The 23,506-nt window shown below is 71.1% G+C and carries 19 protein-coding genes; 5 read left to right on the plus strand and 14 right to left on the minus strand.

Features of this window, described 5'->3' with window-relative positions:
• Nucleotides 1–480, plus strand: coding sequence for a xanthine phosphoribosyltransferase (gene gpt, locus E0493_RS00230; RefSeq protein WP_160934903.1), 480 nt, complete (start codon nt 1–3; stop codon nt 478–480).
• A gap of 180 nt (nt 481–660) precedes the next feature.
• On the opposite strand, the gene E0493_RS00235 is transcribed toward gpt, so the two are convergent.
• Both E0493_RS00235 and E0493_RS00240 read right to left on the minus strand, forming a co-directional pair.
• A complete protein-coding gene (locus tag E0493_RS00235; RefSeq protein ID WP_160934904.1) occupies nt 661–1,785 on the minus strand; it encodes a hypothetical protein in 1,125 nt (374 codons plus the stop codon).
• Between the two features lie 208 nt (nt 1,786–1,993).
• A complete protein-coding gene (locus E0493_RS00240) occupies nt 1,994–2,986 on the minus strand; it encodes a D-2-hydroxyacid dehydrogenase (protein ID WP_160934905.1) in 993 nt (330 codons plus the stop codon).
• Nucleotides 2,987–3,095: 109 nt separating this feature from the next.
• Between E0493_RS00240 and E0493_RS00245 the strand changes: the two genes are divergently transcribed.
• The gene (locus tag E0493_RS00245; RefSeq protein WP_160934906.1) at nt 3,096–4,508 is read left to right on the plus strand and encodes a dipeptidase; all 1,413 of its coding nucleotides are present in this window, start codon (nt 3,096–3,098) and stop codon (nt 4,506–4,508) included.
• Nucleotides 4,509–4,697: 189 nt separating this feature from the next.
• Complete coding sequence (locus E0493_RS00250) at nt 4,698–5,435, plus strand: prephenate dehydrogenase/arogenate dehydrogenase family protein (RefSeq protein ID WP_160934907.1); 738 nt, start codon at nt 4,698–4,700, stop codon at nt 5,433–5,435.
• Between the two features lie 44 nt (nt 5,436–5,479).
• On the opposite strand, the gene E0493_RS00255 is transcribed toward E0493_RS00250, so the two are convergent.
• The 5 genes from E0493_RS00255 to E0493_RS00275 form a co-directional block, all read right to left on the minus strand.
• Complete coding sequence (locus E0493_RS00255) at nt 5,480–6,646, minus strand: beta/alpha barrel domain-containing protein (protein WP_160934908.1); 1,167 nt, start codon at nt 6,644–6,646, stop codon at nt 5,480–5,482.
• Entirely contained in the window at nt 6,643–8,022 is a 1,380-nt protein-coding gene (locus tag E0493_RS00260; RefSeq protein WP_160934909.1) for a class II 3-deoxy-7-phosphoheptulonate synthase, read from the minus strand. Before E0493_RS00260 ends, E0493_RS00255 begins: the two co-directional genes overlap by 4 nt.
• A 122-nt stretch (nt 8,023–8,144) precedes the next feature.
• On the minus strand, nt 8,145–9,677 hold the full coding sequence (locus tag E0493_RS00265) for a mechanosensitive ion channel family protein (RefSeq protein WP_160934910.1): 1,533 nt from the start codon (nt 9,675–9,677) through the stop codon (nt 8,145–8,147).
• Nucleotides 9,674–10,594, minus strand: a complete 921-nt coding sequence (locus E0493_RS00270) for a Tll0287-like domain-containing protein (protein WP_160934911.1) — start codon at nt 10,592–10,594, stop codon at nt 9,674–9,676. Before E0493_RS00270 ends, E0493_RS00265 begins: the two co-directional genes overlap by 4 nt.
• A 130-nt stretch (nt 10,595–10,724) precedes the next feature.
• The gene (locus tag E0493_RS00275; protein ID WP_160934912.1) at nt 10,725–12,176 is read right to left on the minus strand and encodes an N-acyl-D-amino-acid deacylase family protein; all 1,452 of its coding nucleotides are present in this window, start codon (nt 12,174–12,176) and stop codon (nt 10,725–10,727) included.
• Nucleotides 12,177–12,328: 152 nt separating this feature from the next.
• Between E0493_RS00275 and E0493_RS00280 the strand changes: the two genes are divergently transcribed.
• Nucleotides 12,329–13,099, plus strand: a complete 771-nt coding sequence (locus tag E0493_RS00280; RefSeq protein ID WP_160934913.1) for an IclR family transcriptional regulator — start codon at nt 12,329–12,331, stop codon at nt 13,097–13,099.
• 120 nt (nt 13,100–13,219) lie between these two features.
• The gene (locus tag E0493_RS00285) at nt 13,220–15,571 is read left to right on the plus strand and encodes a penicillin acylase family protein (RefSeq protein ID WP_160934914.1); all 2,352 of its coding nucleotides are present in this window, start codon (nt 13,220–13,222) and stop codon (nt 15,569–15,571) included.
• A gap of 55 nt (nt 15,572–15,626) precedes the next feature.
• Here the strand turns inward: E0493_RS00285 and E0493_RS00290 are convergent, their stop codons facing one another.
• From E0493_RS00290 to E0493_RS00320, 7 genes are read right to left on the minus strand one after another with little or no spacing between them, the layout of a single operon-like run.
• On the minus strand, nt 15,627–16,013 hold the full coding sequence (locus E0493_RS00290) for a VOC family protein (protein ID WP_160934915.1): 387 nt from the start codon (nt 16,011–16,013) through the stop codon (nt 15,627–15,629).
• 9 nt (nt 16,014–16,022) lie between these two features.
• A complete protein-coding gene (locus E0493_RS00295) occupies nt 16,023–17,507 on the minus strand; it encodes a M81 family metallopeptidase (protein ID WP_160934916.1) in 1,485 nt (494 codons plus the stop codon).
• Nucleotides 17,508–17,513: 6 nt separating this feature from the next.
• Complete coding sequence (locus tag E0493_RS00300; protein WP_160934917.1) at nt 17,514–18,764, minus strand: Zn-dependent hydrolase; 1,251 nt, start codon at nt 18,762–18,764, stop codon at nt 17,514–17,516.
• Nucleotides 18,761–20,050: an ArgE/DapE family deacylase gene (locus tag E0493_RS00305; RefSeq protein ID WP_160934918.1), complete on the minus strand. Its 1,290-nt coding sequence runs from the start codon at nt 20,048–20,050 to the stop codon at nt 18,761–18,763. Before E0493_RS00305 ends, E0493_RS00300 begins: the two co-directional genes overlap by 4 nt.
• Nucleotides 20,051–20,061: 11 nt before the next feature.
• Entirely contained in the window at nt 20,062–21,675 is a 1,614-nt protein-coding gene (locus E0493_RS00310) for an ABC transporter ATP-binding protein (RefSeq protein ID WP_160934919.1), read from the minus strand.
• The gene (locus tag E0493_RS00315; protein WP_160934920.1) at nt 21,672–22,517 is read right to left on the minus strand and encodes an ABC transporter permease; all 846 of its coding nucleotides are present in this window, start codon (nt 22,515–22,517) and stop codon (nt 21,672–21,674) included. Before E0493_RS00315 ends, E0493_RS00310 begins: the two co-directional genes overlap by 4 nt.
• Complete coding sequence (locus tag E0493_RS00320) at nt 22,514–23,500, minus strand: ABC transporter permease (RefSeq protein WP_202396824.1); 987 nt, start codon at nt 23,498–23,500, stop codon at nt 22,514–22,516. Before E0493_RS00320 ends, E0493_RS00315 begins: the two co-directional genes overlap by 4 nt.
• Nucleotides 23,501–23,506: the final 6 nt, after the last annotated feature.

Raw genomic sequence — 23,506 nt, forward strand, 5'->3', positions numbered from 1 at the left:
ATGGCGCCTCGTTATTACACCGTCAGCTGGGACCAGCTTCACCGCGACAGCAAGGCGCTCGCCTGGCGGCTGGTGGAGCGCGGCCCGTGGAAGGGCATTGTCGCGATCACCCGCGGAGGCCTGATCCCCGCCGCCATCGTGGCGCGCGAGTTGGATTGCCGGATGATCGAAAGCGTCTCCGTCATCACCTATGACGAGGAGAAGCTGGGCACGCCGGAAGTGGCCAAGCCGCCGGTGGCCGCCGGCGATGGCGAGGGCTGGCTGGTGCTGGACGACCTGGTGGACACCGGCACCACCGCCAAGGTGGTGCGGGCCATACTTCCCAAGGCGCATTTCGCCACCGTCTATGCGAAGCCGGCCGGCAAGCCGCTGGTGGACACCTTCATCACGGAGGTGAGCCAGGACACCTGGATCCTGTTCCCCTGGGACACCGAGCCGCAGTTCGTCGCGCCCATCGCGCGCTCCGGCCTGGTGAAGTAGGGCCTCCCGGCCTAGCCGGGTGCGGCGCGAGCCGCGCGCCCACCTTCTCCCTCGCGCCTGAGGACGGGCCGGGCGCATCCACCGGCACGATCCGGCGTCATACGGCCGCCGCCCCTCCGCCTTCCCGTGGCGCGGGCGGCCGCAGCGACGGCTGCTTGGGCGCCCGCACCCCCTTTCCTGTCAGGCCCTGAGGCGGCGAGACGCCGGCACGCTGCTCCTGGCGGCATGCCAGGCCACCTGCCCTCCGTAGCAGGCGAAGCCGAGGCCGATGAACAGCTCCTTGTACTCCGTCGGGTCCCACAGGCGGACCAGGTGGTCGCCAAAGGCGATCAGCAGCAGCTGCGAGAGCGCCAGCATGGCGGCAATGGCGGAGAAGAGCGTCGCCTCGCCCCGGTTCGGCGCGGTCCTGGCGGCTTGAACCACGATGACCAGGCTCAGGATCAACACCATCTGGATCGGCAGCAGATGCCACATGTCGAAGTTGAAGGTCGCGATCGGCGCGCTGACCGCCAGCACGGCGCGGCCGGGGATGAGAGGTCCGACGGCTCGCAGCACCGCCGGCACCGGCGCCATCTCCTTCAGAAAGGGCAGCAGCATCAGGAACACGAAGCTTCCGCCGTAGTACAGCAGTTCGGAGCCGTTGGTGAAAAGGTTATGGAAGTTCAGCTCCTCCTGCATGTTCGTCCCGATCAGTGCCTCGGGCGTATGGATGTCGAAGACCCGCTGCATCCAGGAGATTTCCTCCATGCCGACCACAAAGAGGCAGGCGGCCAGAAGCAGCGCGCCAAGGCCGCAGAGGGAGGCTGAATAGCCGCCGGAGTTCCGCCGGCCGGCGATGAAGCGCACCGCGCTCCAGAGCAGCAGGCCGCAACCCAGGAAGAGCGCGAGCGCCGAGCCCCATTCCACGCTGTGGTCCTCACGCGCCAGCGCGCTGAACAGCTCCGGACTGGCCAGAAAGACGGCGAGGAACGCCACGGCCAGCGCGAGTGACGCCCAGGCCAGTCCCTTCTCCGCCACGCCCATGGCAAGCAGCGCGCGAGCCGGCGGGCTCCGCAGGAAGGGAAGGATGAACAAGGCCGAAAGCAGCAGCGCCAGGGCGGATTTTGCGAGCGATGCGGCGTCGAAGGCGGGCGGCTCGTCCGCGAACCCCCAGGAGCCGTACGCGCGCTTCTCAAGGACGGCGAGGACCACCATCACCACGGCGGACAGCAGCGCCACGATGCCGGCGCGGATGTAAGGTTGTTCCGGTTTGTCGCGCACACCGCGGTGTCTGTCGATGATTTCCGCCGCGTGTGTGTTCCGCATGAGATTCCTGTCCGAAAATGAGGCATTCGCTCATTCTCAGTAGTCCGGATTGCGCGCGGGGGTTCGTCACAAAGTGGTCATATTAACGTAGGGCGCGGGTACTCAAGACCTGCGCCGCGGCCGTTCCGCCACGAGTGGCCGCCACGTAAAAAGCGATCGGAGCCGCAAGGAATGCGCTGCCGGCACGGATCGCGGCAGCGCTCCGGCGTCAGTAGCCGCGGCCCGGCTCGACACGGTTTGGGCAAGGCTGCCCGCTGCGCAGCGCGCGGATGTTCTCGAACAGGATATCCAGGCTGCGATCGTTGTAGGTGCCGGGATCGTCGGAGGACATGTGCGGCGTGACGAAGAGCCCGGGCGTGCGCCAGGCGCGGTGCTCCGGCGGCAGCGGCTCCGGCACGGCCACGTCCGTCACCGCGCCGTTCAGATGCCCGGCATCGAGCAGATCGCAGACGGCCTCCTGGTCCCACAACGCGCCACGACCGATGTTCACCAGCTTGGCGCCGCGCGGCAGCAGTTCCATGCGGCGACGGTCGAGCAGGCCCTGTGTCTGCGGCGTCAGCGGGCAGGCAAGCACGAGGAACTCGGCCTCCGGCAGCACGCTGTCGAGCGCATCCTGCGCCACCACGCGTTCACACGCCTCATGCGGCCGGGCGCTGCTGCGCACGCCGATGACGCGCATGCCGAACTGCTTGGCGCGTTGCGCCACCGCGCCGCCAAGCGAGCCGAGCCCCACCACGCACACCGTCCGTCCCGCCAGCACCGAGGCGAAGCGCGGCTGCCACTGCCCCTCCCGCTGCCGGTCGGCGAAGAAGGGAATGTTGTTGGCCAGCATCAGCAGCGCCATGATGCCGTATTCGCCGGCCTTGGCCGCGTGGGTGCCACGGTTGTTCAGCAGCAGCACGTCATCCGGCAGCCAGTCGAAGGGCGCCAGGCGGTCGAGCCCCGCCGAGGTGCAGAAGATCATCCGCAGCTTCGGCGCGACGCCGGGAAGCGCGCCTTTGGGAAAGCGCTCGTGCACGATGCGGGTCCAGGTGACCAGCACCTCCGCCTCGCGCATGGCCTGGGCGTAGCCGGTGTCATCGCTGGCGAAGCTGGCCTGCAGGCCCGCCATGTCGGGCGCCCGCGCGATGGCGTCGGACCATTGCCGGGGCGTGATGGGGAAGATGGCCTCGTCGGCCGGGTTCTGAACATGGATGCGCATGTTGCGGAGCCTCGCACGGCCGCGATCCGCGTCAAGTCCGCGAGGCACGGGCTGGATGACGGAGCGCCATCGCTCCACACTCGGCACCTCACCGCAGGAGTCCCGCAGCATGAGCACCGCCGTCGCCGATCACCTCCTTGCCCGCAAGGACGCGGTGCTGGAACGCCTGATGGCGCTGCTGCGCCTGCCGAGCGTCAGCACCGATCCCGCCTATGCCGAGGGCATGGCCGCGACCCGGAACTTCTTGACGGCACGGCTGCGCGAGCTTGGGCTGCAGAAGGTTCAGCTGCTGGATGGCGGCGGGCAGCCGGCGGTGTACGGCGAATGGCTCGGCGCACCTGGCCAGCCCACCATCATCATCTACGGCCATTACGACGTGCAGCCGCCTGATCCGCTCGACCGCTGGGTGACGCCGCCCTTCGAGCCCGCCATCCGCGACGGCCGCCTCTACGCGCGCGGCGCCTCGGACGTGAAGGGCTCGACGCTGATCGCCGTGGAGACGGTCGGCGCCTTCCTGGCCGCCGAGGGCAAGTGCCCGGTCAACGTGAAGCTGTTCCTGGAGGGCGAGGAGGAGACCGGCAGCCCCAGCATCCGCCGCATCATCGAGCGGCACCGGGACCTGCTGGCCGCGGACGCCATGCTCTCCGCCGATGGCGGACGCGCCAGCACCTCCCTGCCCACGCTGAACACCGGCTCGCGCGGGCTGTGCAAGCTGGAGGTGACGCTGCGCAGCGCCGGCAAGGACATGCATTCCGGCCGCTATGGCGGCGCCGTGCGCAACGCGCTGCATGAGATGGCCCGCCTCGTCGCCTCGCAGCACGACGCGCAGGGGCGCATCCAGGTCGCCGGCTTCGACGAGGACGCCGCGCCGCTCACCGAGCGCGACCGCGCCGATGCCGCCGCGCTGGCCGGCGACGAGGCCGCCTTCTACGCCAGTACCGGCGCCCTGCCGCATGGCGACCCGGCCTATGGCGTGCGCGAGCGCGTCACCCTGCGCCCCACCATCGACGTGAACGGGCTGTGGGGCGGCTATACCGGTGCCGGCAGCAAGACGGTCATTCCCGCCGAGGCGCAGGCCAAGATCACCGCGCGGCTGGTGCCCGGCCAGGACCCGGACCGCGCGCGCGATTGCATTGTCGCGCACCTGCGAAGCCATTGCCCCGAGGGGGTGGAGCTGTTCTTCTCCCCGCCGGGCGGCAACTCGCCCTCCGCCACCCTTCCGGAAGGGCATCCCTTGCTTGTTGCCGCCGAGGCGGTGGTGCGCGAGACCCAGGGCCGCGACCCCGTGCGCGCCCGCATCGGCGGCACCCTGCCGATCACCGGCATCTTCCGGGAGATGCTGGGCATCGACACGCTGATGTTCGGCTTCGCCATGCCGGACGAGGACGTGCACGCGCCCAACGAGTTTTTCCGCCTTTCCTCGCTGGAGGAGGGGCTGCGCGCCTGGCCGCTGCTGCTTTCCCGCATCGGCCAGAGCAGCGCGGCGGATTTCGCACCGTGGCGGCACGCGACGCAGGCTTGACGCGACGGGCGGCGGCGCGTTTCATGAGGGTATGAACACGGCCGCGCCCTTCCTGCGCTCCTATTACCGTCGCTCGGCATAACGCGCGGCGCGGTCGTCCCTTCCAAATGACCTCATGCCGCCCCCGGGCGGCATTTCCATTTGCGGACAGGCCTTCTCCCGGCGGCGGCAGCCAAGCCCGAGGATGCCATGTCTCCGTCTTCCCGACCTTCGCTGGGCCTGATCGGCCTGGGTGCCTTCGGCGGCTTCTGCCGGCCACACCTGGAGCGGATCTTCACCGTCCGCGGCCATGACCCGGCGCTGCCCTGCGATGCGACGCTCGCCGAGGCCGCCAGCAAGCCCGTGGTGGTGCTGGCCGTGCCCGTCGCGCGGCTGGCCGAGGTGGCGCAGGCCATCGCGCCGCATCTGCGGCCTGGCGCCCTCGTGGTGGAGGTCTGCTCGCTGAAGCTGCACCCGCTGGCAGTGCTGCGCGCCGCCCTGCCCGACCATGTGGAGTTGCTCGGCACCCATCCGCTCTTCGGCCCCCAGAGCGGGCGGGACGGCATTGCCGGCCTGCGTCTGGCGCTCTGCCCGCCCGCCGACGCCCGGCCCAGCGCACGGGCACGGCTGGCAGGGCGGATGCTGCGGGGCCTTGGGCTGGAGGTGGTGCGGATGTCGCCGGAGGAGCACGACCGGCAGATGGCCTGGGTGCAGGGGCTGACGCACCTGCTGGGGCGGATCGTCGCATCGCTGGAGATGCCGGAGCTGCCGCACACCACCAGCAGCTTCGATCAGCTGCTGCGGGCCGTCGGCATGGTGTCGCAGGATTCCGAGGCGCTGTTCCGCACCATCACGGAGGACAACCCCTTCGTGAGCGAGGTGAAGGCACGCCTGCTGGCCGAGGCGGAGACGGTTCTGCGGCCCGCCCGTCCGGCGCTGGCGGCCTGAGGCTGGCAAAACCGGCCGGGGCGCGGCGGCCCCGGCACGGCGTTTCAGGCGGCGCTCACCTTCTTGCGGGCGCCATTCTTGTGCAGCAGGAACTCGCGGCCGACCTTCACCCGCGCGACGCCGTCATAGGCCACGATGTCGGCGGTGGCGTAGGTCTCGCTCCAGCTGTCCGGGATGAAGCTGCCGGTGCCGACCACATCGATCGGTGCGCGCGCCTCGCGCATGACGCGGCACTTGGAGACACCGAAGCCGGAGGAGGCGATGATCCGCACCTTTGGGAAGCCGGCCTCGTCCAGTGCCTCCCGCATCCGCCAGATGGCGGCGGCGGAGACGCCGGTGCCGACGAGGTGGCGCAGCTCGGTCTCCGAGCGGTAGCGGCGGATGGCGCCCGGCGCGTGCCGCTCCAGCGCGCCATAGGAGGCGGCCGGGTCCAGGCCTTCGAGGAAGCGGCCGCCATGCGTGTCCAGCCGCACCGAGAGCCGCCCGCTGGCCGCCAGCTCCGGGAAGCGTTGGCAGACGGCCAGGCTGTCGGTGACCTCGCGGCCGAAATAGTCCACCAGGACGGTCAGCGGCTCGTCCGGATAGGTCTCGTGGAACATCTCGGCGGCGCGCACGGTGCTGCGGGCATAGCCGATCAGGGCATGCGGCATGGTGCCGAAGCCATGCCGGTTGCCGAACCAGTGCGCCGTGGCATCGGTGGCGTTGCCGATGAAGCCCTTGGCCCCCTCGCGCCTGGCGGCGGCGCTGCCGACCGCGGCGGCATAGGCCATCATCTCCTCCATCTCGGCGCCGGCGCAGTGCCGCGCCTCCATGGCCAGGAAGGCGGCCTCCGGCAGCTCCACGCACATCTGGTAGGCGTTGTGCGCGGCGACGCAGGCGGGACCGAGCTTCTGGAGGTAGATCGTCTCCAGGTTGACGAGCTGCTCCATGGAGCCGGAAAGATAAAGGATCGGGTCGCCGGCGCCGATCCACTCGCCCTCGGGGTGCATCAGCTCGACCTCGAAGCGGGTGCCGCGCTCGGCCGCCACCCGCTCCAGCCAATCCGTGACCAGCCGCGGCGCCGAGACGACCGGGCGGCGCATGAACACCGCATAGGTGACGCGGGCATCGCCGTAGCGGCCGACGATCTCCCGGGTGCGGTTGAAATAGGCGTCGGTCAGCCGCGCGATGCCGGCGTCGTCCACGCCGGCACCGCGCTCCGTCAAGCTCATTGTGCCGCCACCAGGGGGACGGGAACGCCGTCCGGCCGGCGGGCCTTCAGCTCCTCGGCCACCAGGAAGGCCAGCTCCAGCGCCTGCTCGGCGTTCAGCCGGGGGTCGCAGAAGGTGGCATAGTTGGCGGAAAGGTCGGCCTCGGTGAGGCGATGGGCGCCGCCGACACACTCCGTCACCTCGGAGCCGGTCATCTCGACATGCACGCCGCCAGCCCAGGTGCCCTCGGCCTCGTGGCAGTCGAAGAAGCCGCGCAGCTCGGCCAGGATGGCGTCGAAGGAGCGGGTCTTGTAGCCGCCGGCGGTGTGGGTGTTGCCGTGCATGGGGTCGCAGATCCAGACCACCTCGCGCCCGGCCTGCTTCACCGCGCGCAGCAGCGGCGGCAGCTTCTCCATCACCTTCTGGGCGCCCATGCGGCTGATCAGGGTCAGCCGGCCGGGGGTGTTGCCGGGGTTCAGCAGCTCGGTGAGGCGCACCAGTTCGGCCGGGTCGCTGGTCGGACCGACCTTCAGCCCGATCGGGTTCTTCACCCCGCGCAGGAACTCGACATGCGCGCCCTCGGGCTGCCGCGTGCGGTCGCCGATCCAGAGGAAGTGCGCCGAGCAGGCGTACCAGTCGCCGGTGGTGGAATCCACGCGGGTCAGCGCTTCCTCATAGGGCAGCAGCAGCGCCTCGTGGCTGGTGTAGAACTCCGTCTCGCGCACCTGCGGCGCCTCGGACATGCCGCAGGCGGCCATGAAGCGCAGCGTCTCGTCGATGCGGGCGGCCAGGTCGCGGTAGCGGTCGGCCAGCGGCGAGCGGGCGACGAAGCCGAGGTTCCAGCGGTGCACCTCGTGCAGGTCGGCATAGCCGCCGGTGGCGAAGGCGCGCAGCAGGTTCAGCGTGCCGGCCGACTGCATGTAGGCGAACTCCATCCGGCCGGGATCGGGGATGCGCGCCCCGGCGGTGAAGTCCGGCCCGTTGATGATGTCGCCGCGGTAGGAGGGCAGCGTCTCGCCCTCCTGCGTCTCGGTGTCCGAGGAGCGTGGCTTGGCGAACTGCCCGGCCATGCGCCCCAGCTTCACCACCGGCAGCGAGCCGCCGAAGGTCAGCACCACGGCCATCTGCAGCAGCACGCGGAAGGTGTCGCGAATGGGGTTGGCGCGGAAATCGGCGAAGCTCTCGGCGCAATCGCCGCCCTGGAGAACAAAGGCCTGCCCCTGCCCGGCACGCGCGAGGGCCTGCTGCAGCCGCCGCGCCTCGCCGGCAAACACCAGCGGGGGAAAGCTCGCGAGCCGGCTTTCCATTGCCTTGAGCCTGGCCTGGTCCGGATAGTCCGGAACCTGCCGGATCGGCATTTCCCGCCAACTACCGGGCTGCCACCCGCGCACCGTCATGACACTCAGTTTCCTCAGCAGAAGTTTTTGGTCTCGCAGGATAGCAACAGCCGGGCACGGAGGGCTACGCCCGATGCGCGCCCGCGCCACATGGCAGCGTCCCGCCAGGAGTCCGGCGCGGCTCAGCCGGCCGCGGCGGCGGCTTGCGGAAAGGGCCGGGGGCGCAGCAGCACCGCCAGATCCGGGCGGATCGCCAGCAGGGCCACCTCCTCCGCCGCTCGCGCCGGCGGGTCGGAAACCCAGCGCCCGGTCGCATCCCGCTGCGAGGCCATCACACACCCCGGCCCGAGCTCCGGCTCCGCCGGCTGCTCCAGCTCGGCCAGGAACCGGGCCCGGCGCCGGGGATCCTCGATCTCCCCCGCCACAAGGCGGCAGAGGTCCTCCAGCCCGGCCGCCTCAGCCGCCGTGCGCCGGACCGCGTGCTCGGCGTAGGGGCCGATATGCCGTGCCAGGGTGTCGGCCACCTTTCGCAGCGCGGCGGCGCGCCCGAGCCGCTGGATGCGCAGCAGCGGCGGCGCCGTGGCGTCGGCCAGCACACCGCTGCCGCCAAGTTCCTCATGCGCCCAGCCGGAGATGATCAGCAGCGCCCGCCCGGCGCAGCGGGCCGGCAGGACCAGGCGCTCGTCCGGGGCGTAGAGCAACAGTTCGCCCTCCCCCGCCAGCCGCCGCGCATCCACGGCGCGGTCCGGCCCGGGCAGCAGCGTCGCCACCGCCTCCGCCAGCGGCTGCCCGCCAGGCGCCAGCGCAGCGGCGCCCAGGGCGCGCTGCTCCTCGGCGTAGAGCCGCGACACCGGCCAGGGGATGCCCTCTCGCTGAAAGGCGTACCAGATCCGGCGCAGCACCTCGCTCTCCACCTCCGGCATGTCCCAGAGGTTGCGCACCCAGTAGCGCGCCAGGTAACGGGTGACGGCGTGCTCCGGCTCGTAGGCCGCGACCATCACCATGGCGGGGTGGGAAACGTCGATCTGCGGAAAATCCACCAGCAGCGCGGTGACGAGGTCGGTGACACGCTGCGGCGGCACCGCGGCGGGGGCGGGAAAGGCGGTGTCCCGCCGGGAGGGTTCGCCGGCCGTGTTGACCATCAGCATCTCGTTGCTGATGCGCGCGTTCGGCACCACGACCAGCATGCCGTCCTTCCGCCGGCCCACGGCGGTGCGCCAGTCCAGCCGGATGATCTCAACGCGCTGGCCGTCCAGCATGACGGCGTCGCCGACATGGAGCACGCGGTCCATGTGCAGCGCCACGCCGGAGACCAGGCTGCCCAGCGTCGGCTGCAGCGCCAGGCCGACGGCGGCGGTCAGGATGGCCGAGGTGGTGAGCACGGCGCTGATGTCGAAGCCGAAGGAGGCCAGCACCACGGCCGAGGCGGCGAAGGTGAGCAGCCCATAGGCGATGGCGCGCTGCAGGCCGGTCGGCTCCACCCCCAGCCCGGCGGCGAGGCCGAGGCCCAGCACCGCCCGGCCGCCGGAAAGCACCACCAGCAGCGCCGTCAGCAGCGTCGCGGCGATCCGCACCCCGCCATGCACCGGGCCACTGCCGAGCAGCAGATTGTCCGCGCTGGCCCAGTAGAGAGCCCAGAGAGCCGCCGCCAGCAACGCCAGCAGCGACAGCGACCAGAGCGCGCCGGGGCCACGCCGCACCCCGCCCGTGCTCATGCGCCCTCCTCATCGCGTTGCGGCGCGGGCCGCTCGCCGCGCCCGAGTTGGCCGAGCGCCTTGCCCAGCGAGGTGCGCAGCCGCTCGATGGCCTCGGCCAGGCTGCGGATCTCGCCGGCGCCGGCGCGTGGCAGGCGCAGCCGCGTGTCATGGCTCTGGCTGGCTGCCTCCGCCGCGCGGGAAAGCGCGCCCAGCGGCCGGATCACCATGGTGTCCAGCGCCAGCACCAGCGCCACATAGGCGACGCCGAAGATCACGGCGAGGCCGAGCCCCAGCATCCCCACCAGTTCGAGCGAGCCCTTCAGCCCCTCGGTGACGGGCACCGTCAGGACCTGCGCGCCCACCACCTCGTTCATCTGCCAGCCGAAGCCGTTGCTGCCGCCGTACTTGGCGAGCATGGCGGGCGGGGCGCGGTCGGGCGTGCTGTGGCAGGTCAGGCACCCCTCCTGGGTCACCCGGATCGGCCGCGCGAGGTAGAAGAGCCGGTCCGTCTCGGTTGGGCGCACGCCGCTCAGCTCATGCAGCGCGGCGTCGGCGCGGAAGCGCTGGATCAGCTCCACCTCGAAGGGGGTGGCGAGGTCGGCGCGGGAGGTCGGGTTCAGCGCCGGCTCGCGGTAGGTGTAGGCGCCGTAGTCGCTCGCCACCATCCGGAAGACGGTCTGCGCCCCGAAGGAGGGCACCGTTTCCTCGTGGAACTCGTCCAGCGGCAGGCGGGAGAGCTTGGGGAAGATGTTCTTGGCGGTGTAGCCGCGGATGGCGAGGGCGGAGGTGAGCAGGATGCGCGCCTCCGAAGCGGCCTGCCGCAGCGCACGCTCCTGCAGGAGGAAGTAGAACCCCCCGAGTCCCGCCAGGAGCCCGACAAGGAAGACGGAAATGAGGATGCGGGAGACCGTCCTCCTGACACCGGGAACCTGCAAGGCGACCATTCCGCAATTGCAACCCCGCGACTTTCCGCGAAGTGGCCGGGGGTTGCAAGGCAGGCTTCAGCGCGGCGGCCGTGGCGATGGCCGGGGCGGCGGCCCGGTGCCGCCGCCCGCGCCGGGTGCTTCAGCGCCCGCGCGTCACCAGCCGGCCCGGCTTCTCGCCCGTCTGCTTGCCGCCGGCGAAGGTCGGCACGCCGTTGGCCCAGACCTGCTCGATGCCGACGCTCATCTGGATCGGGTCCTCGAAGGTTGCGTTGTCCATCACCGTGTTGGGGTCGAACAGCACCAGGTCGGCATAGGCGCCCTCGCGGATGACGCCGCGGTCCACCATGCCGAAAACGCCCGCGGCGCGGCCGGTCATCTTGTGGATGGCGGTTTCCATGTCGAACAGGCCGAGCTGGCGGGTGTAGAGGCCGAGCACGCGGGGGAAGGTGCCCCAGAGGCGCGGATGCGGCTTCTCGTCATGCGGCAGCCCGTCCGAGCCGATCATGGAGAGGGGGTGGCGCATGATGCGGCGCACATCCTCCTCGTCCATCTGGAAGGTGACGGCGCCGGCCGGGGTCAGCCGCTCGGCGGCGGCCCTCAGGTCGGTGTTCCAGCCGCGCGCGATCTCGGAAAGGTCCTTGCCCGCCATTTCCGGATAGGGGACGGACCAGGTGATGATGACGCGGGTGTCGTCGCGCAGCTTCTCCGGCATCAGCACGGTGGAACCGGCGGGATAGGGATAGACGTCAAAGGCCACCTCCTGCATCGAGGCGGCGGCGTTGATCAGCGCCAGCGTCTGCACGGAGCGGCCGTAGTTCTCCGGCATGGAGCACTTGTGGTGGCTGATATGCACGGGCACGCCGATGCGGCGGCCGATCTTCAGCGTCTCCTCGATCGAGGCGCAGACGCGGTCGGCCTCGTCGCGCATGTGGGTGACGTAGATGCCGGCCGAGCCGCGCAGCGCCTCGCCCACCGCGATCACCTCCTCGGTCGGCGCCTGGGCGTTGGGCGGGTAGTAGAGGCCGGTGGAGAAGCCGGAGCCGCCCTCCGCCAGCGACTGCTTCAGCCGCGCCTGCATGCGGGCGATCTCGACATCCTTCGCCGGGCGGTACACGTCGCCCTGCATGGCCTCCACGCGCAGCGTCTGGTGGCCGATCAGCGCGTAGGTGTTCACCTCGCTGCCCTTGGTCTTGAGGGCATGGGCGTAGTCGCCGAAGCTGTCATAGGTCCACCAGGCCTCGTCGCCCAGCAGGTCGAGCGGCGCCGGCGGGCGCTTGGCGGTGTGCCGCATCGGCGAAAGGCTGATGCCGCAGTTGCCCACCACCACCGTCGTGACGCCCTGGCTGATCTTGCAGAGCGTGCATTGCGGGCCGCAAAGCACGGCGCGGTCGTCATGTGTGTGGGCGTCGATGAAGCCGGGGGCCAGCGCCTTGCCGGTGCCGATCACCTCGCGGTCGGCGCTGGCGCCGCCGAGGTCGCCGACGCCCACGATGCGGTCGCCGGCGACGCCGACATCGCCGAGCTGGCGCGGGGCGCCGGTGCCGTCGAAGATGGTCGCGTCACGGATGATGAGGTCGCAGCGGAGCGCCATGGGCCGGCATGTCCTTCGGAAAGCGAGGCGAACAGGCCGGGGATCATGCGCCGAAGCCGCGGCGCGATAAAGCCACGGCCCGCGATTTCCCCAGCCGGACTTGCGCCGGCCCCGCCGCCACCGCAAACCGGAGCCGGACATGGAGGCGATGGATGCCGGGGGACCGACTGTTCGTGCAATCCCTGCAGAAGGGGCTGGCCTTGCTGGAAGCCTTCGGCAAGCGCCCGGGCGAGCTGAGCCTGAACGAGCTGGCCACCCTCGCCGGCATGGACCGCAGCGCGGCGCAGCGGATGGCGCACACCCTGCTGAAGCTCGGCTACCTGGAGCGCGGCGCGCAGGGCCGCGGCTATACGCCGGGCCGCCGCATCCTCGACCGCAGCTTCGACTTCCTGCGCAGCCGGCCGCTGATCGAGCGCGCCACGCCCCTCGTGATCGAACTGCAGCGCAGCACGGGCGAGCGCGTGGACTTCAGCCTCTTCGACGGGCATAGCATCGTCTATGCCGTGCGCCGGCAGAGCAAGCGCGAGACCTTCTACGCCACCCTGGCCGGCCGCCGCCTGCCCAGCTTCAACACCGCCGGCGGCCGCGCCTGCCTGGCCCATCTGCCGCGCCCGGAGGTCGAGGCCATGCTCGCCCGCGCCGACCTGCTTCCCGCCACGCCCAAGACGATCCTCGACCCCGACGCCCTCCTGGCCCGCATCGAGACCGCCCGGCGCGACGGCTTCGCGCTGGCGCAGGAGGAGATGCTGCTGGGCGAGGTCGTGGTCGGCGCGGCCGTGGTGGACCAGGAAGGCCGCCCCGTCGCGGCGATGCACATCTCCGGCTCGCTTGCCGAATGGCCGGCCACGCGCTTCGCGGCGCGGTTCGCGCCCCTGGCGCTGGAGGCGGCACGCGCGCTCGCGGGCGGACGAGGAGCAGGCTGAGCGCGGCACCGGGCGGCGAGCCCGCGGTCTCCCCGCCGCGAAACATGGCCGGCCGGATTGCGCCACAAAGGCGCGGCTTCTAGCCTCGCCAGCCTGCGCCACCAGGAAGAGCCCTGCCCGATGACCGAGCCTGCCCCCCTCGAAGAGACCATCGCGCTGGAGGGGCTGCAGCAGGCGGCCTCGATCCATGTGGACCGCTGGGGCATCCCGCACCTGCGCGCCGAGAACGAGCACGACCTCTTCTTCCTGCAGGGCTTCAACGCCGCGCGGGACCGGCTCTGGCAAATCGACCTGTGGCGCAAGCGCGGCCTCGGCCTGCTCGCCGCAGATTTCGGGCCAGGCTACCTGGCGCAGGACCGCGCCTCCCGCCTCTTCCTCTACCGCGGCGAGATGCAGGCCGAGTTCGACGCCTACGCGCCCGACGCCCGCGCCATCTGCGAGGCCTTCGCCGCCGGGATCAACGCCTATGTCGCGCTGACCGAGGCCGAGCCGCAGCGCCTGCCCGCCGAGTTCCGCGCCCTCGGCACCCGCCCGTCACGCTGGGTGGCGGAGGACGTGGTGCGCATCCGCAGCCATTCGCTGACGCGCAACGCCCTCTCGGAAGTGCTGCGCGCGGTGGTGCTCTCCCGCGCCGACCTCGCCACCGACCTGCTGCGCAAGAACCTGGAGCCGATGAAGGAGCCGGTGCGGGCGGAAAGGCTCGACCTCTCCACCCTTGGCATCGAGTGCCTCGCCACCTTCAAGCTGGCCACCGCCGGCGTCACCTTCTCGCCCGAGCGCCTCGACGCGCCACTGGGGGACTGGCGCCGCTGGAGCACGCTGACCGACCTCGGCGAGGTGGTGCAGGGCGCCGAGATGGAGGGCTCGAACAACTGGGCCATCCATGGCAGCCGCACCGAGACCGGGCGCCCCATCCTGGCCAGCGACCCGCACCGCGCTCATGCCGCGCCCTCGCTGCGCTACATCGTCCATCTCGACAGCCCCGGCTTCAACGCCATCGGGGCCGGCGAGCCGGCGGTGCCCGGCATCTCCATCGGCCACAACGGCACCGCCGCCTTCGCGCTGACCATCCACGGTGCCGACCAGGAGGACGTCTACGTCTACGAGACCGAGGGTGACCGCTACCGCTACGGCGGCGACTGGGCGGCGATGGAGGTCGTCACCGAGCGCTTCGCGGTGAAGGGCCATCCGGACCAGGAACTGGAACTGCGCTTCACCCGGCATGGCCCGGTCATCGCGCGGGACACGGCGGCGGGGCGGGCGGTGGCCATCCGCACGGTCTGGTCGCTGCCGGGCTCGGCGCCCTATCTCGCCAGCTTCTCCACCATGCGCTCGCGCTCGCTGGAGGAGTTCCGCGCGGCCGTGGCGCGCTGGGGCACCCCCTCGGTGAACAAGGTTTATGCCGACACCAGCGGCACCGTCGCCTGGACTCCGGCCGGCTATGCCCCGCAGCGGCCGAACTGGGACGGGCTGCTGCCAGTGCCGGGCGACGGCCGCTACGAGTGGTCCGGCCTGCTGAACCCGGCCGAGCACCCCTGGCGCGTGGACCCGCTGGAAGGCTTCGTCCACAGCGCCAACGAGATGAACCTGCCGCCGGACTGGCCGCATGCCGAGAAGACCTACGGCTACGAGTGGACCGAGGCCTCCCGCGCCCGCCGCATCCGCGAGGCGCTGACGCGGGGGCCGCTGCTGACGCTGGCCGACAGCACGGCGCTGCAGACCGACGTGACCTCCCTGCCCGCCCGCCGCCTCTGCACGTTGCTGGGCGCGCTGCCGCGCGGCAGCGCGCCGGAACTCTGGGCGGCCCAGCTGCTGCTGGAGGATTGGGACCATCGCCTGGAGGCCGACAGCCCGGCCGCCGCGCTGTTCGAGGTCTTCATGACCAAGCACCTGAAGCCGCGCCTGCTGGCGGCGCTGGTGCCGGATGCCGCGCTGCGCCCGCTGCTGGTGCCGCAGGACACCGAAAGCCTGCTGCGCGTGCTGGAGGAGCCGGATGCCCGTTTCGGCACCGATCCCGCCGCGGCACGCGATGCGCTGCTGGCCGAGTGCCTGGTCGCCGCCGTCCGCGACTGCGGCGAGCGGATGGGGCTGTCGCCGTCGGAATGGTCCTGGGGCCGGCTGCACAAGGGCTATTTCAGCCATGCCCTCGCCGACCTGGCGCCGGAGACGGCGAGTTTCGACGTCGGCTCCTTCCCGGTCGGCGGCAGCGCCAGCACGCCGATGCACACCGGCTATCGCCCGAGCGACTTCCGCTGCAACTATGGCGCATCGGTGCGGCTGGTGATGGATGTCGGGGCCTGGGACAACAGCCTCTGCATCAACGCGCCCGGCCAGTCAGGCGACCCGGCCTCGCCACATTACGCCGACCTGGCGCCGCACTGGGCGCGAGGAGAATACGTGCCGCTGCTCTACACGCGGGAGGCCGTGGACGCGAAGGTCATGCGGCGCATCCACCTGCAGCCCGCGACGTGAACTGACGGGAAGAAGATGGGGGTCCGGGAGAATTCCTTTCCCCGGACCCTTCCTTTCAGACCTTGCGGTTGACGATGCAGAGCTTGTTCCCGTCCGGATCGCGCAGATAGGCGCCGTAGTACTCGGCGCTGTAGAGCGGCCGCAGCCCCGGCGCCCCCTCGTCCATCCCGCCGGCGGCGAGACCGGCGGCATGGGCGGCCTCCACCGCCGCGCGGTCCGGCGCGAAGAAGGCGTTCATCGCGCCGTTGCCCCAGGTGGCGGGGCGGCCATCAAAGGGGCGGCAGACGTAGAACTCGGCGGGATCCCCCGGCTTCTGCCATGAGGCCCAGCCGATCTTCGGCTCATAGGTCATCCGCCTGAGGCCGAGCGGGACAAGCACGGCGTCATAGAAGCGGACGGCCGCATCCAGGTCCCGCGCGCCGACGGTGACATGACTGAACACGGCGCCACCTCAGCCCGCGCGCGGCCTGGTCCGCAACCCCTCGCGGAGATGCTGGAAGGGCAGCGAGGAGGGATCGGCCAGGACCGGCCCCGGCGCGGCCACCACCAGCACCTTCTCGGCCATCGGCTGGAAGTCGGCGCGGAAATGGACGCTGCTCTTCACCACGACGATCTTCTCCGCCGCCGGATCGACGCCGATATGGCGGAACAGCGCCTGGTCGTGCGCCTGCATCTTGCGGCTGACGATGATCACCTTCACCGGCCCGACGCCGATCAGCGCCGAGGGGCCGAGATCGGCCGGGTTGCCCGCGGCCATCGGCCCGGTGCAGGTGAACCGGCCATCGGAGAGGCGCAGCACCTTGGCTGTCACCTCCAGCGGCGCGCCGTCCGACTTGCCGCCGAGGCGGAGCGTGACCTCCGCCCCCTCGCCCGCCGCGTGGCAGGCGGCGGCGCTCTCGGCGTCGTTGATCATGCCGAGGGTGGCGGGCGCCTGCTGCTTCACCAGCTCGGCGAGCAGGCCGGTGGTGTCGCCATGGCCGCCGCCGCCGGGATTGTCCTGCGTATCGGCGATCACGATGGGGCGGCTGGCCGACTGCGCGAGGCGGATCGCCTCGGCGACGCCCTCGGCGGCCGGCAGAACGCCGCCGGCGAAGTCCTGCTCGCTTTGCTGGAGATACTGCAGCAGCGCCTCGGCGGCACGCTCGGCGGCGGCCGGGTCCTCGCCGAAAGCGGCCAGGGCGACGCCGCAGTCCGGAAAGTCCGCGTAGGGGAAGCCGAAACAGAACGCGAGCTCCGCCAGGCCCTCGCGCTCGGCGAGGCGGGCGCGCGCCTCCATCACGCCCGCCATCGGCTGCACCAGGGTGCATTGCGCGGTCAGCGGCATCCAGTAGTCGAGCTGGCGGAAGGCGCGGGCCCAGGGCGCCTTGCGCGCGATGCGCTCGGCCAGCAGTGCCATGGCGCGGGCGCCGGCCTGCTTCATGTCCACATGCGGATAGGTGCGGAAAGGCACCAGCGCGTCGGCCATGCGCACCATCTGCGCCGTCAGGTTGCAGTGCGGGTCGAGGCTGGCCGTCACGGGCATGTCCGGCCCGACCACGGCGCGGACGCGGCGCAGCAGCTCCCCCTCGGCATCCGGGTGGCCCTCCGCCACCATGGCGCCGTGCAGGTCAAGGTAGACGCCGTCCAGCGGCCCGGCATCCAGCGCATCGGCGAGGTCGGCGACGATGCAGGCGCTGATCCGCTCGAAGGCCTGCTCGGTGACCGGACCGGCGGGATTGGCGAAGCACCAGGCGAGCGGCACCAGCGCGAAGCCGCGCTTCTCCGCCTCGGCGATGGCGCCGGCGGCGGGCACCGAGGTCGGGCGCAGCGCGTCGAGCAGGCCCGCGCCGCGCTGGAAGGGCGGAAAGCCGCCGGGGTGCTGGAACTCGGCCCAGGTGGTCGGGCGCGGGGCGAAGGAATGGCTTTCGTGCAGGAAGCCGCCCAGGGCGATGCGCATCGGTCCTTATTCTCCCCTTGCCCGGCCGGCGGTGGCCAGCACGGCGTCGGCCAGCACCACCAGCCCGGCCTCGGCCCATTCGGGGGTGATGGATTCGGCCTCGTTGTGGCTGATGCCCCCCTCGCAGGGGCAGAAGATCATCGCGGTGGGCACCCGCCGCGCCAGGTAGACGGCGTCATGCCCGATGCCGGTCGGCATCACGCGGTAGGGCAGGCCGCGGCCCTGCGCCGCCTGCTGCAACGCCTCCACCAGCTTGTGGTCGAAGGGGATCAACGGCGATTCCCAGAAGCGCTCGACGACGATGTCGAGGTCGCGCTCGGCGGCCAGGGACTCGGCGCGGGCCTCCAGCGCCTCGCCCATGCGGGCGAGCGCCTTGGGGTCGCCATGCCGCAGGTCCACGCTGAACCAGACGCGCGAGGGCACCACGTTGCGGCTGTCCGGCGCCACGGTGAGCCGCCCGACCGTGGCCCGCCCGTCGCCGCCGGCGGCGAGGGCAATCTCCTCCACCACCTGCACCAGCATGGCGGCGGCCACCATGGCATCCCGGCGCGGCCCCATGGCGGAGCCGGCATGCGCCTCCTCGCCCGTCACCGTCACGTCGAGCCAGAGCTGGCCGAGCGCCTTGTCCACGATGCCGACAGGGATGCCGTCGGTCTCCAGCAGCGGTCCCTGCTCGATATGCAGCTCGAAATAGGCGCCGAGCGATTGCAGCGCCGCGGGATCGGCCTCGCCCTGCCAGCCGATGCGCCGCAGCTCCTCGCCGAAAACCGCGCCGGCCGGGTCGGCCTTGGCCAGCACCTCGGCCTCGTCCAGCAGGCCCATGGCGACGCCGCTGCCCATCATCGGCGGCGCGAAGCGGGCGCCCTCCTCGTTGGTCCAGTTGACCAGGACGACCGGCGCCTCCGTCTCGGTGCCGGATTCATGCAGGGCGCGCAGCACCTCCAGCCCGGCCAGCACGCCCAGCACCCCGTCGAACCGGCCGCCGGTGGGTTGGGTGTCGAGATGGCTGCCGATGGCGACCGCCGGGCGCGAGGGGTCCCGCCCCTCCCGCCGCAGCACCATGTTGCCGACGCGGTCCACCGTGACGGTGCAGCCCAGCGCCTCGCCCCATTGCCGCAGCAGGGCGCGTGCCTCGCCGTCGAGGTCGGTGAGCGTCTGCCGGTTGCAGCCGCCCTTCGGCGTGGCGCCGATCCGCGCCATCTCCATCAGGCTGTCCCACAGCCGGGCGCCGGAGACGGGCAGGTTGCCGCCGCTCATGCCTTTTCCACCCCGCACCACTCGGCCATGGTCAGCGCGATCGTGCGCGTCGTGGCGTGGAAGCTCTCCAGGCTGACGCTCTCGTCGATGCCGTGGATGGAATCCGCGTCCGGCCCGAAGCAGGCCACCGGCGTGTCCTGGTAGAGGGTGAAGAACCGTCCGTCGGTGAGGCCGGAAGCCGGGTAGTCGCGCAGCTCGCGGCCATTGGCCTCGGCGAAGTGGCGCTGCACCATCCGCACGATCGGCGCTTCCTTGTCGAAGACGCAGGGGTCGGCCATGAAGCCGGCGAATTCGAGCTGCAGCTTGGCGCCACGCATCCGCTCATCCGCGCCGGCCTCGGCGACGATGCGCTCGATGTCGGCCTTCACCCGCTTCGCCGTGTTGCCGACCATGATGCCGACGCGCAGGCCGATCTTGGCGCGGGTGGGCACCGAGCTGTTCCACTCGCCGCCCTGCACCGTGCCGAAATTGACGTTCACCGGGTGGTTCACGCCGAAAAAGGAGGAGTGGATGTTCTCCGCCCGGTTCATCTCCGCCTCGTACTCCTTGAAGCGCTGGGAGATGACGTAGGCGGCCTCGATGGCATTCACGCCGGCCTGCATGTCCCGCACATGGGCGGGGCGGCCCGTCACCGTCACCCAGGCCCAGATGACGCCGACCTCGGCGGTGTAGAGCCCTTCCACCCCCGGGCCGGGCTCGGGAATGATGACGGCGTCGCATTTCGGCAGCGCCAGCATGCAGGCCAGCGCGCCATTGCCGGTGCATTCCTCCTCGATGACAGACTGGAACTGCACCTCGGCCGCGGGCTGCAGCCCGGCCGTCCGCAGCGCGCGGAAGGCCATGACGTTGGAAATGTCGCCCGCCTTCATGTCGCCGGCGCCGCGGCCATACATGCGGCCATCACGGATGGAAGGCTCGTAGGGCGGCGTCTGCCAGATATCGGCGGCGCCCTCCGGCACCACGTCCACATGGCCCTGCAGCACCAGGGAGCGGCCCCGCTTCTCGCGTGGGGTAAAGACGGCGGCGACGTTGTCCCGCCCCTCGTAGGAGATCAGCGGCGGGGAAAAGCCGGGATGCTCGGCCAGCTTCTCCGGCACGGTCGGGATGCGGACCGGCTCGAGGCCGAGCGCCCCGTAGTTGCGCGCCATCTCCTCCAGCGCCGAGGCCTCGTTGCCCAGGGTGGAGGGGCAGCGCACCAGCCGCTCCAGGGCCGCGACGGCCTCCCCTTCCAGCGCCGCGACGGCATCGAGGATGGCGCGGCGGACGCCGGGGTCGAGTTGAGGCATGGATCGCTCCTTCAGGCGGATTCGGTGAGCACGGGCGGAGTCCAGCCCCGTCCGGGAATGCTGTCCAGCAGGGCTCGGGTATAAGGATGCTTCGGTGCGCCGAAGACCTCCGCCGTGGGCCCCTGCTCGACGATGGCGCCGTGCTGCATCACGGCGATTCGATCACAGATCTGCGCGGCCACCCGCAGGTCATGCGTGATGAACAACATGGTGAGGCCGAGCCGCTGGCGGATCTCGGCCAGCAGGTCCAGCACCTGGGCCTGCACCGAGACATCCAATGCCGAGACCGGCTCGTCGGCGATCAGCAGCTCGGGCTGCATGGCCAGCGCCCGCGCCAGGCCGATGCGCTGCCGCTGCCCGCCGCTGAACTCGTGCGGGAAGCGCTCCATGGCGGATTCATCGAGCCGCACCAGCCGCAGCAGCTCCAGCGCCCGGGCGCGTGCCTCGGCGGGCGGCACGCCATGGGTGACAGGCCCCTCGGTGATCGCCCGGCCCACGCTGCGGCGCGGGTTGAGCGAGGCATAGGGGTCCTGGAACACCATCTGGATGCGCTTGCGGTAGGGCAGCCAGCCCTGGCGCGAGAGCGGCCGCAGGTCGGCGCCGTGGAACAGGATCTCTCCCCGCTCAGGCTCCACCAGCCGCACCACGCAGCGGGCCAGCGTGGACTTGCCCGAGCCGCTCTCGCCGACCAGCCCCAGCGTCTCGCCCTTGTTGAGCGTGAAGTCGGCGGCGTGCACCGCCTTCACCACGGCCCTGGCGCCGAACCAGCCGCCGCGCTGGTAGGTCTTGGTGACACCCTTCATCTCCAGCACCGGCGCGGGCAGGATGGCCTGCCGCTCCGGCGCCGCGCCATGCGGCACCGCGGCGATCAGCGCGCGGGTATAGGGGTGCTGCGGCGCGTTCAGGATTTCCGCAGCCGTCCCCTGCTCGACGATGCGGCCATGCTGCATGACGGCCACGCGGTCGGCGATCTCGGCCACCACGCCGAAGTCATGGGTGATGAACATCACCCCCATGCCCTTGCGCTCCTGGATCTCGCGGATCAGGCGCAGGATCTGCATCTGCGTGGTGACGTCGAGCGCGGTGGTCGGCTCGTCGGCGATCAGCAGCGCCGGCTCCAGCGCCAGCGCCATCGCGATCATCACGCGCTGGCGCTGCCCGCCCGAGAGGCGGAAGGGGTGCATGCGCGCGATGGCCGCGGGGTCCGGCAGGTTCACCGCCGACAGCAGCTCCGGCACCCGAGCCTTGGCCTCGCTCCCTTTGCCATGCACGGCCAGCGCCTCGGCGATCTGGTCGCCCACCCGCATCAGCGGGTTGAGCGCCGTCATCGGCTCCTGGAACACCATGGCCATGCGGGAGCCGCGCCGCTCGCGCAGCGCCTCGGCCGAGAGGTCGAGCAGCGAATCGCCCTCGAAGGTGATGCGGCCGCTCCGCACCGGCAGGCCTTTCGGCAGCAGGCCCATCACCGTGTTGGCGGTGATGGACTTGCCGGAGCCGCTTTCGCCGACGACGCAGAGGATTTCGCCCGCATCGAGATGCAGGGAAAGTTCCTCCACCGCGTTCGGCCGGTCGGCACCGCGCGGCAGGCCCACGGTGAGGTTCTCGACGGTCAGCAGCCGGGTCATGCCGCGCCTCCGCGGTTGCGCGCCAGGCGCGGGTTCAGCGCGTCCGACAGCCCCTCGCCCACCAGGTTCAGCGACAGCACGGTGAGGAAGATGGCGATGCCGGGAAACACGCTCATCCACCAGGCGATGCGGATGACGCTGCGGCCGGAGCCGATCAGGAAGCCCCAGGACATCATGTTCGGGTCGCCCAGGCCGAGAAAGGAGAGCGCGCTTTCCAGCAGGATGGCGGTCGCCACCATCAGCGAGGAGAGCACGACGATGGGCGAGAGCGCGTTGGGCAGGATATCGCCCAGCACGATGGCGAGGCGGGACTTGCCCAGCACCTCCGCCGCCTGCACGAACTCGCGCGAGCGCAGCGACAGGAACTCCGCCCGCACCACGCGCGCCACCGGCGGCCAGGAGACCACCGCGATGGCGAGCACGATGGACTGGATGGTGGGCGTGAAGATCGCCACCAGCAGGATGGCCAGCACGAAGCTCGGGATGGTCTGGAAGAACTCGGTGAAGCGCATCACCACCTCATCCGCCATGCCGCCGAGATAGCCGGCTACGGCGCCGAGGGTGACGCCGATGGCCAGCGCCGCCACGGTCGAGACGGCGCCCACCAGCAGCGAGACGCGCGCGCCATGCGCGATGCCGGCGGCCACGTCGCGGCCCAGGCTGTCGGAGCCGAGCAGCATTCCCATCTCGCCCGGCGGCGCGAAGGGCGCGGCCACCATGTCCCAGGGGCTGCCGGGGTAGAGCACCGGCGCCAGGATGGCGAGCGCGATGACCAGCAGCAGGATGACGAGGCCGACCACCGCGCCGTGGTTGCGCGCGAAGTTGCGCCAGAAGCTGTTCATCGCGACACCTCCACGCGTGGATCAACGATGGCGTAGAGCAGGTCGGTGATCAGGTTGAACAGAACGACCATCACGCTGGTCAGGAAGAAGACTCCCATCAGCACCTGGTAGTCGCGCGCCAGCAGCGCCTCGAAGGCGAGCCGCCCGATGCCCGGCCAGGCGAACACCGTCTCCACCAGGATCGAGCCGCCGATGAGCTGCCCGGCCTGGATCCCTGCGAAGGTGATCACCGGCAGCAGCGCGTTGCGCAGCACGTGCCGCCGCAGGATGCGCCCCTCCGGCACGCCCTTGGCGCGCGCCGTCTTGACGAAGTCCTGGTCGGCCACTTCCAGCATGGTGGCGCGGGTGAGCCGGGCATAGACCGCGACATAGAACAGCCCCAGCGTGAGGCCCGGCAGGATCAGGTGCTGGGCAAGGTCGAGCACCGCGGCGAAGCCGGAGAGCTCGACGCCCACCGAGGCCATGCCGAAGGAGGGCAGCCATTCCAGTGTCACGCTGAACAGCAGCACCAGCATCAGGCCCACCCAGAACAGTGGCGTGGCGTAGAAGGCCAGCGCCAGCACGGTGATCAGCGAATCCCACCAGGTGCCGACCCGCCGCGCCGCCAGCGCGCCCATGCTGACGCCGACACCGATGGCGAAGACAAAGGCCACGCCGGTGAGCAGCAGCGTCGCCGGCAGCCGGTCCCACAGCAGCGCCGCGACCGGCATCTGCTGGCGGTGGCTGAAGCCGAGATCGAGCGTCAGTACGCCCTTCAGGTAGAGCCAGAGTTGTACGTAGAGCGGCTGGTCCAGCCCGAACTGCGCGCGAAGCTGCGCCAGGAAGCGGGCATCGGCGGCACCGGACTGGCCGGCGATGATGCTCGCCGGATCACCGGGCGCGGCATGGATCAGCAGAAAGTTGCAGACGACGATCGCGAGGATCACGATCGCCGCCTTCACGACACGGCCCAGCAGGAATGCGGGCAGTCGAGACAGCTCCATGCCTGA

Source organism: Teichococcus coralli (assembly GCF_009829925.1).
Classification (GTDB): domain Bacteria; phylum Pseudomonadota; class Alphaproteobacteria; order Acetobacterales; family Acetobacteraceae; genus Pseudoroseomonas; species Pseudoroseomonas coralli.

Bases quoted from the DNA above. Each gene is read 5' to 3' on its own strand.
- E0493_RS00245 (WP_160934906.1), top strand. From the start codon at position 3,096: ATGAGCACCGCCGTCGCCGATCACCTCCTTGCCCGCAAGGACGCGGTG.
- E0493_RS00275 (WP_160934912.1), bottom strand. From the start codon at position 12,176: ATGGCGCTCCGCTGCGACCTCATCATCCGTGACGCGACCATCTTCGAC.
- E0493_RS00280 (WP_160934913.1), top strand. From the start codon at position 12,329: ATGCCGGGGGACCGACTGTTCGTGCAATCCCTGCAGAAGGGGCTGGCC.
- E0493_RS00250 (WP_160934907.1), top strand. From the start codon at position 4,698: ATGTCTCCGTCTTCCCGACCTTCGCTGGGCCTGATCGGCCTGGGTGCC.
- E0493_RS00315 (WP_160934920.1), bottom strand. From the start codon at position 22,517: ATGAACAGCTTCTGGCGCAACTTCGCGCGCAACCACGGCGCGGTGGTC.
- E0493_RS00300 (WP_160934917.1), bottom strand. From the start codon at position 18,764: ATGAGCGGCGGCAACCTGCCCGTCTCCGGCGCCCGGCTGTGGGACAGC.
- E0493_RS00310 (WP_160934919.1), bottom strand. From the start codon at position 21,675: ATGACCCGGCTGCTGACCGTCGAGAACCTCACCGTGGGCCTGCCGCGC.
- gpt (WP_160934903.1), top strand. From the start codon at position 1: ATGGCGCCTCGTTATTACACCGTCAGCTGGGACCAGCTTCACCGCGAC.
- E0493_RS00260 (WP_160934909.1), bottom strand. From the start codon at position 8,022: ATGACGGTGCGCGGGTGGCAGCCCGGTAGTTGGCGGGAAATGCCGATC.
- E0493_RS00285 (WP_160934914.1), top strand. From the start codon at position 13,220: ATGACCGAGCCTGCCCCCCTCGAAGAGACCATCGCGCTGGAGGGGCTG.
- E0493_RS00240 (WP_160934905.1), bottom strand. From the start codon at position 2,986: ATGCGCATCCATGTTCAGAACCCGGCCGACGAGGCCATCTTCCCCATC.
- E0493_RS00305 (WP_160934918.1), bottom strand. From the start codon at position 20,050: ATGCCTCAACTCGACCCCGGCGTCCGCCGCGCCATCCTCGATGCCGTC.
- E0493_RS00320 (WP_202396824.1), bottom strand. From the start codon at position 23,500: ATGGAGCTGTCTCGACTGCCCGCATTCCTGCTGGGCCGTGTCGTGAAG.
- E0493_RS00265 (WP_160934910.1), bottom strand. From the start codon at position 9,677: ATGAGCACGGGCGGGGTGCGGCGTGGCCCCGGCGCGCTCTGGTCGCTG.
- E0493_RS00295 (WP_160934916.1), bottom strand. From the start codon at position 17,507: ATGCGCATCGCCCTGGGCGGCTTCCTGCACGAAAGCCATTCCTTCGCC.
- E0493_RS00255 (WP_160934908.1), bottom strand. From the start codon at position 6,646: ATGAGCTTGACGGAGCGCGGTGCCGGCGTGGACGACGCCGGCATCGCG.
- E0493_RS00235 (WP_160934904.1), bottom strand. From the start codon at position 1,785: ATGCGGAACACACACGCGGCGGAAATCATCGACAGACACCGCGGTGTG.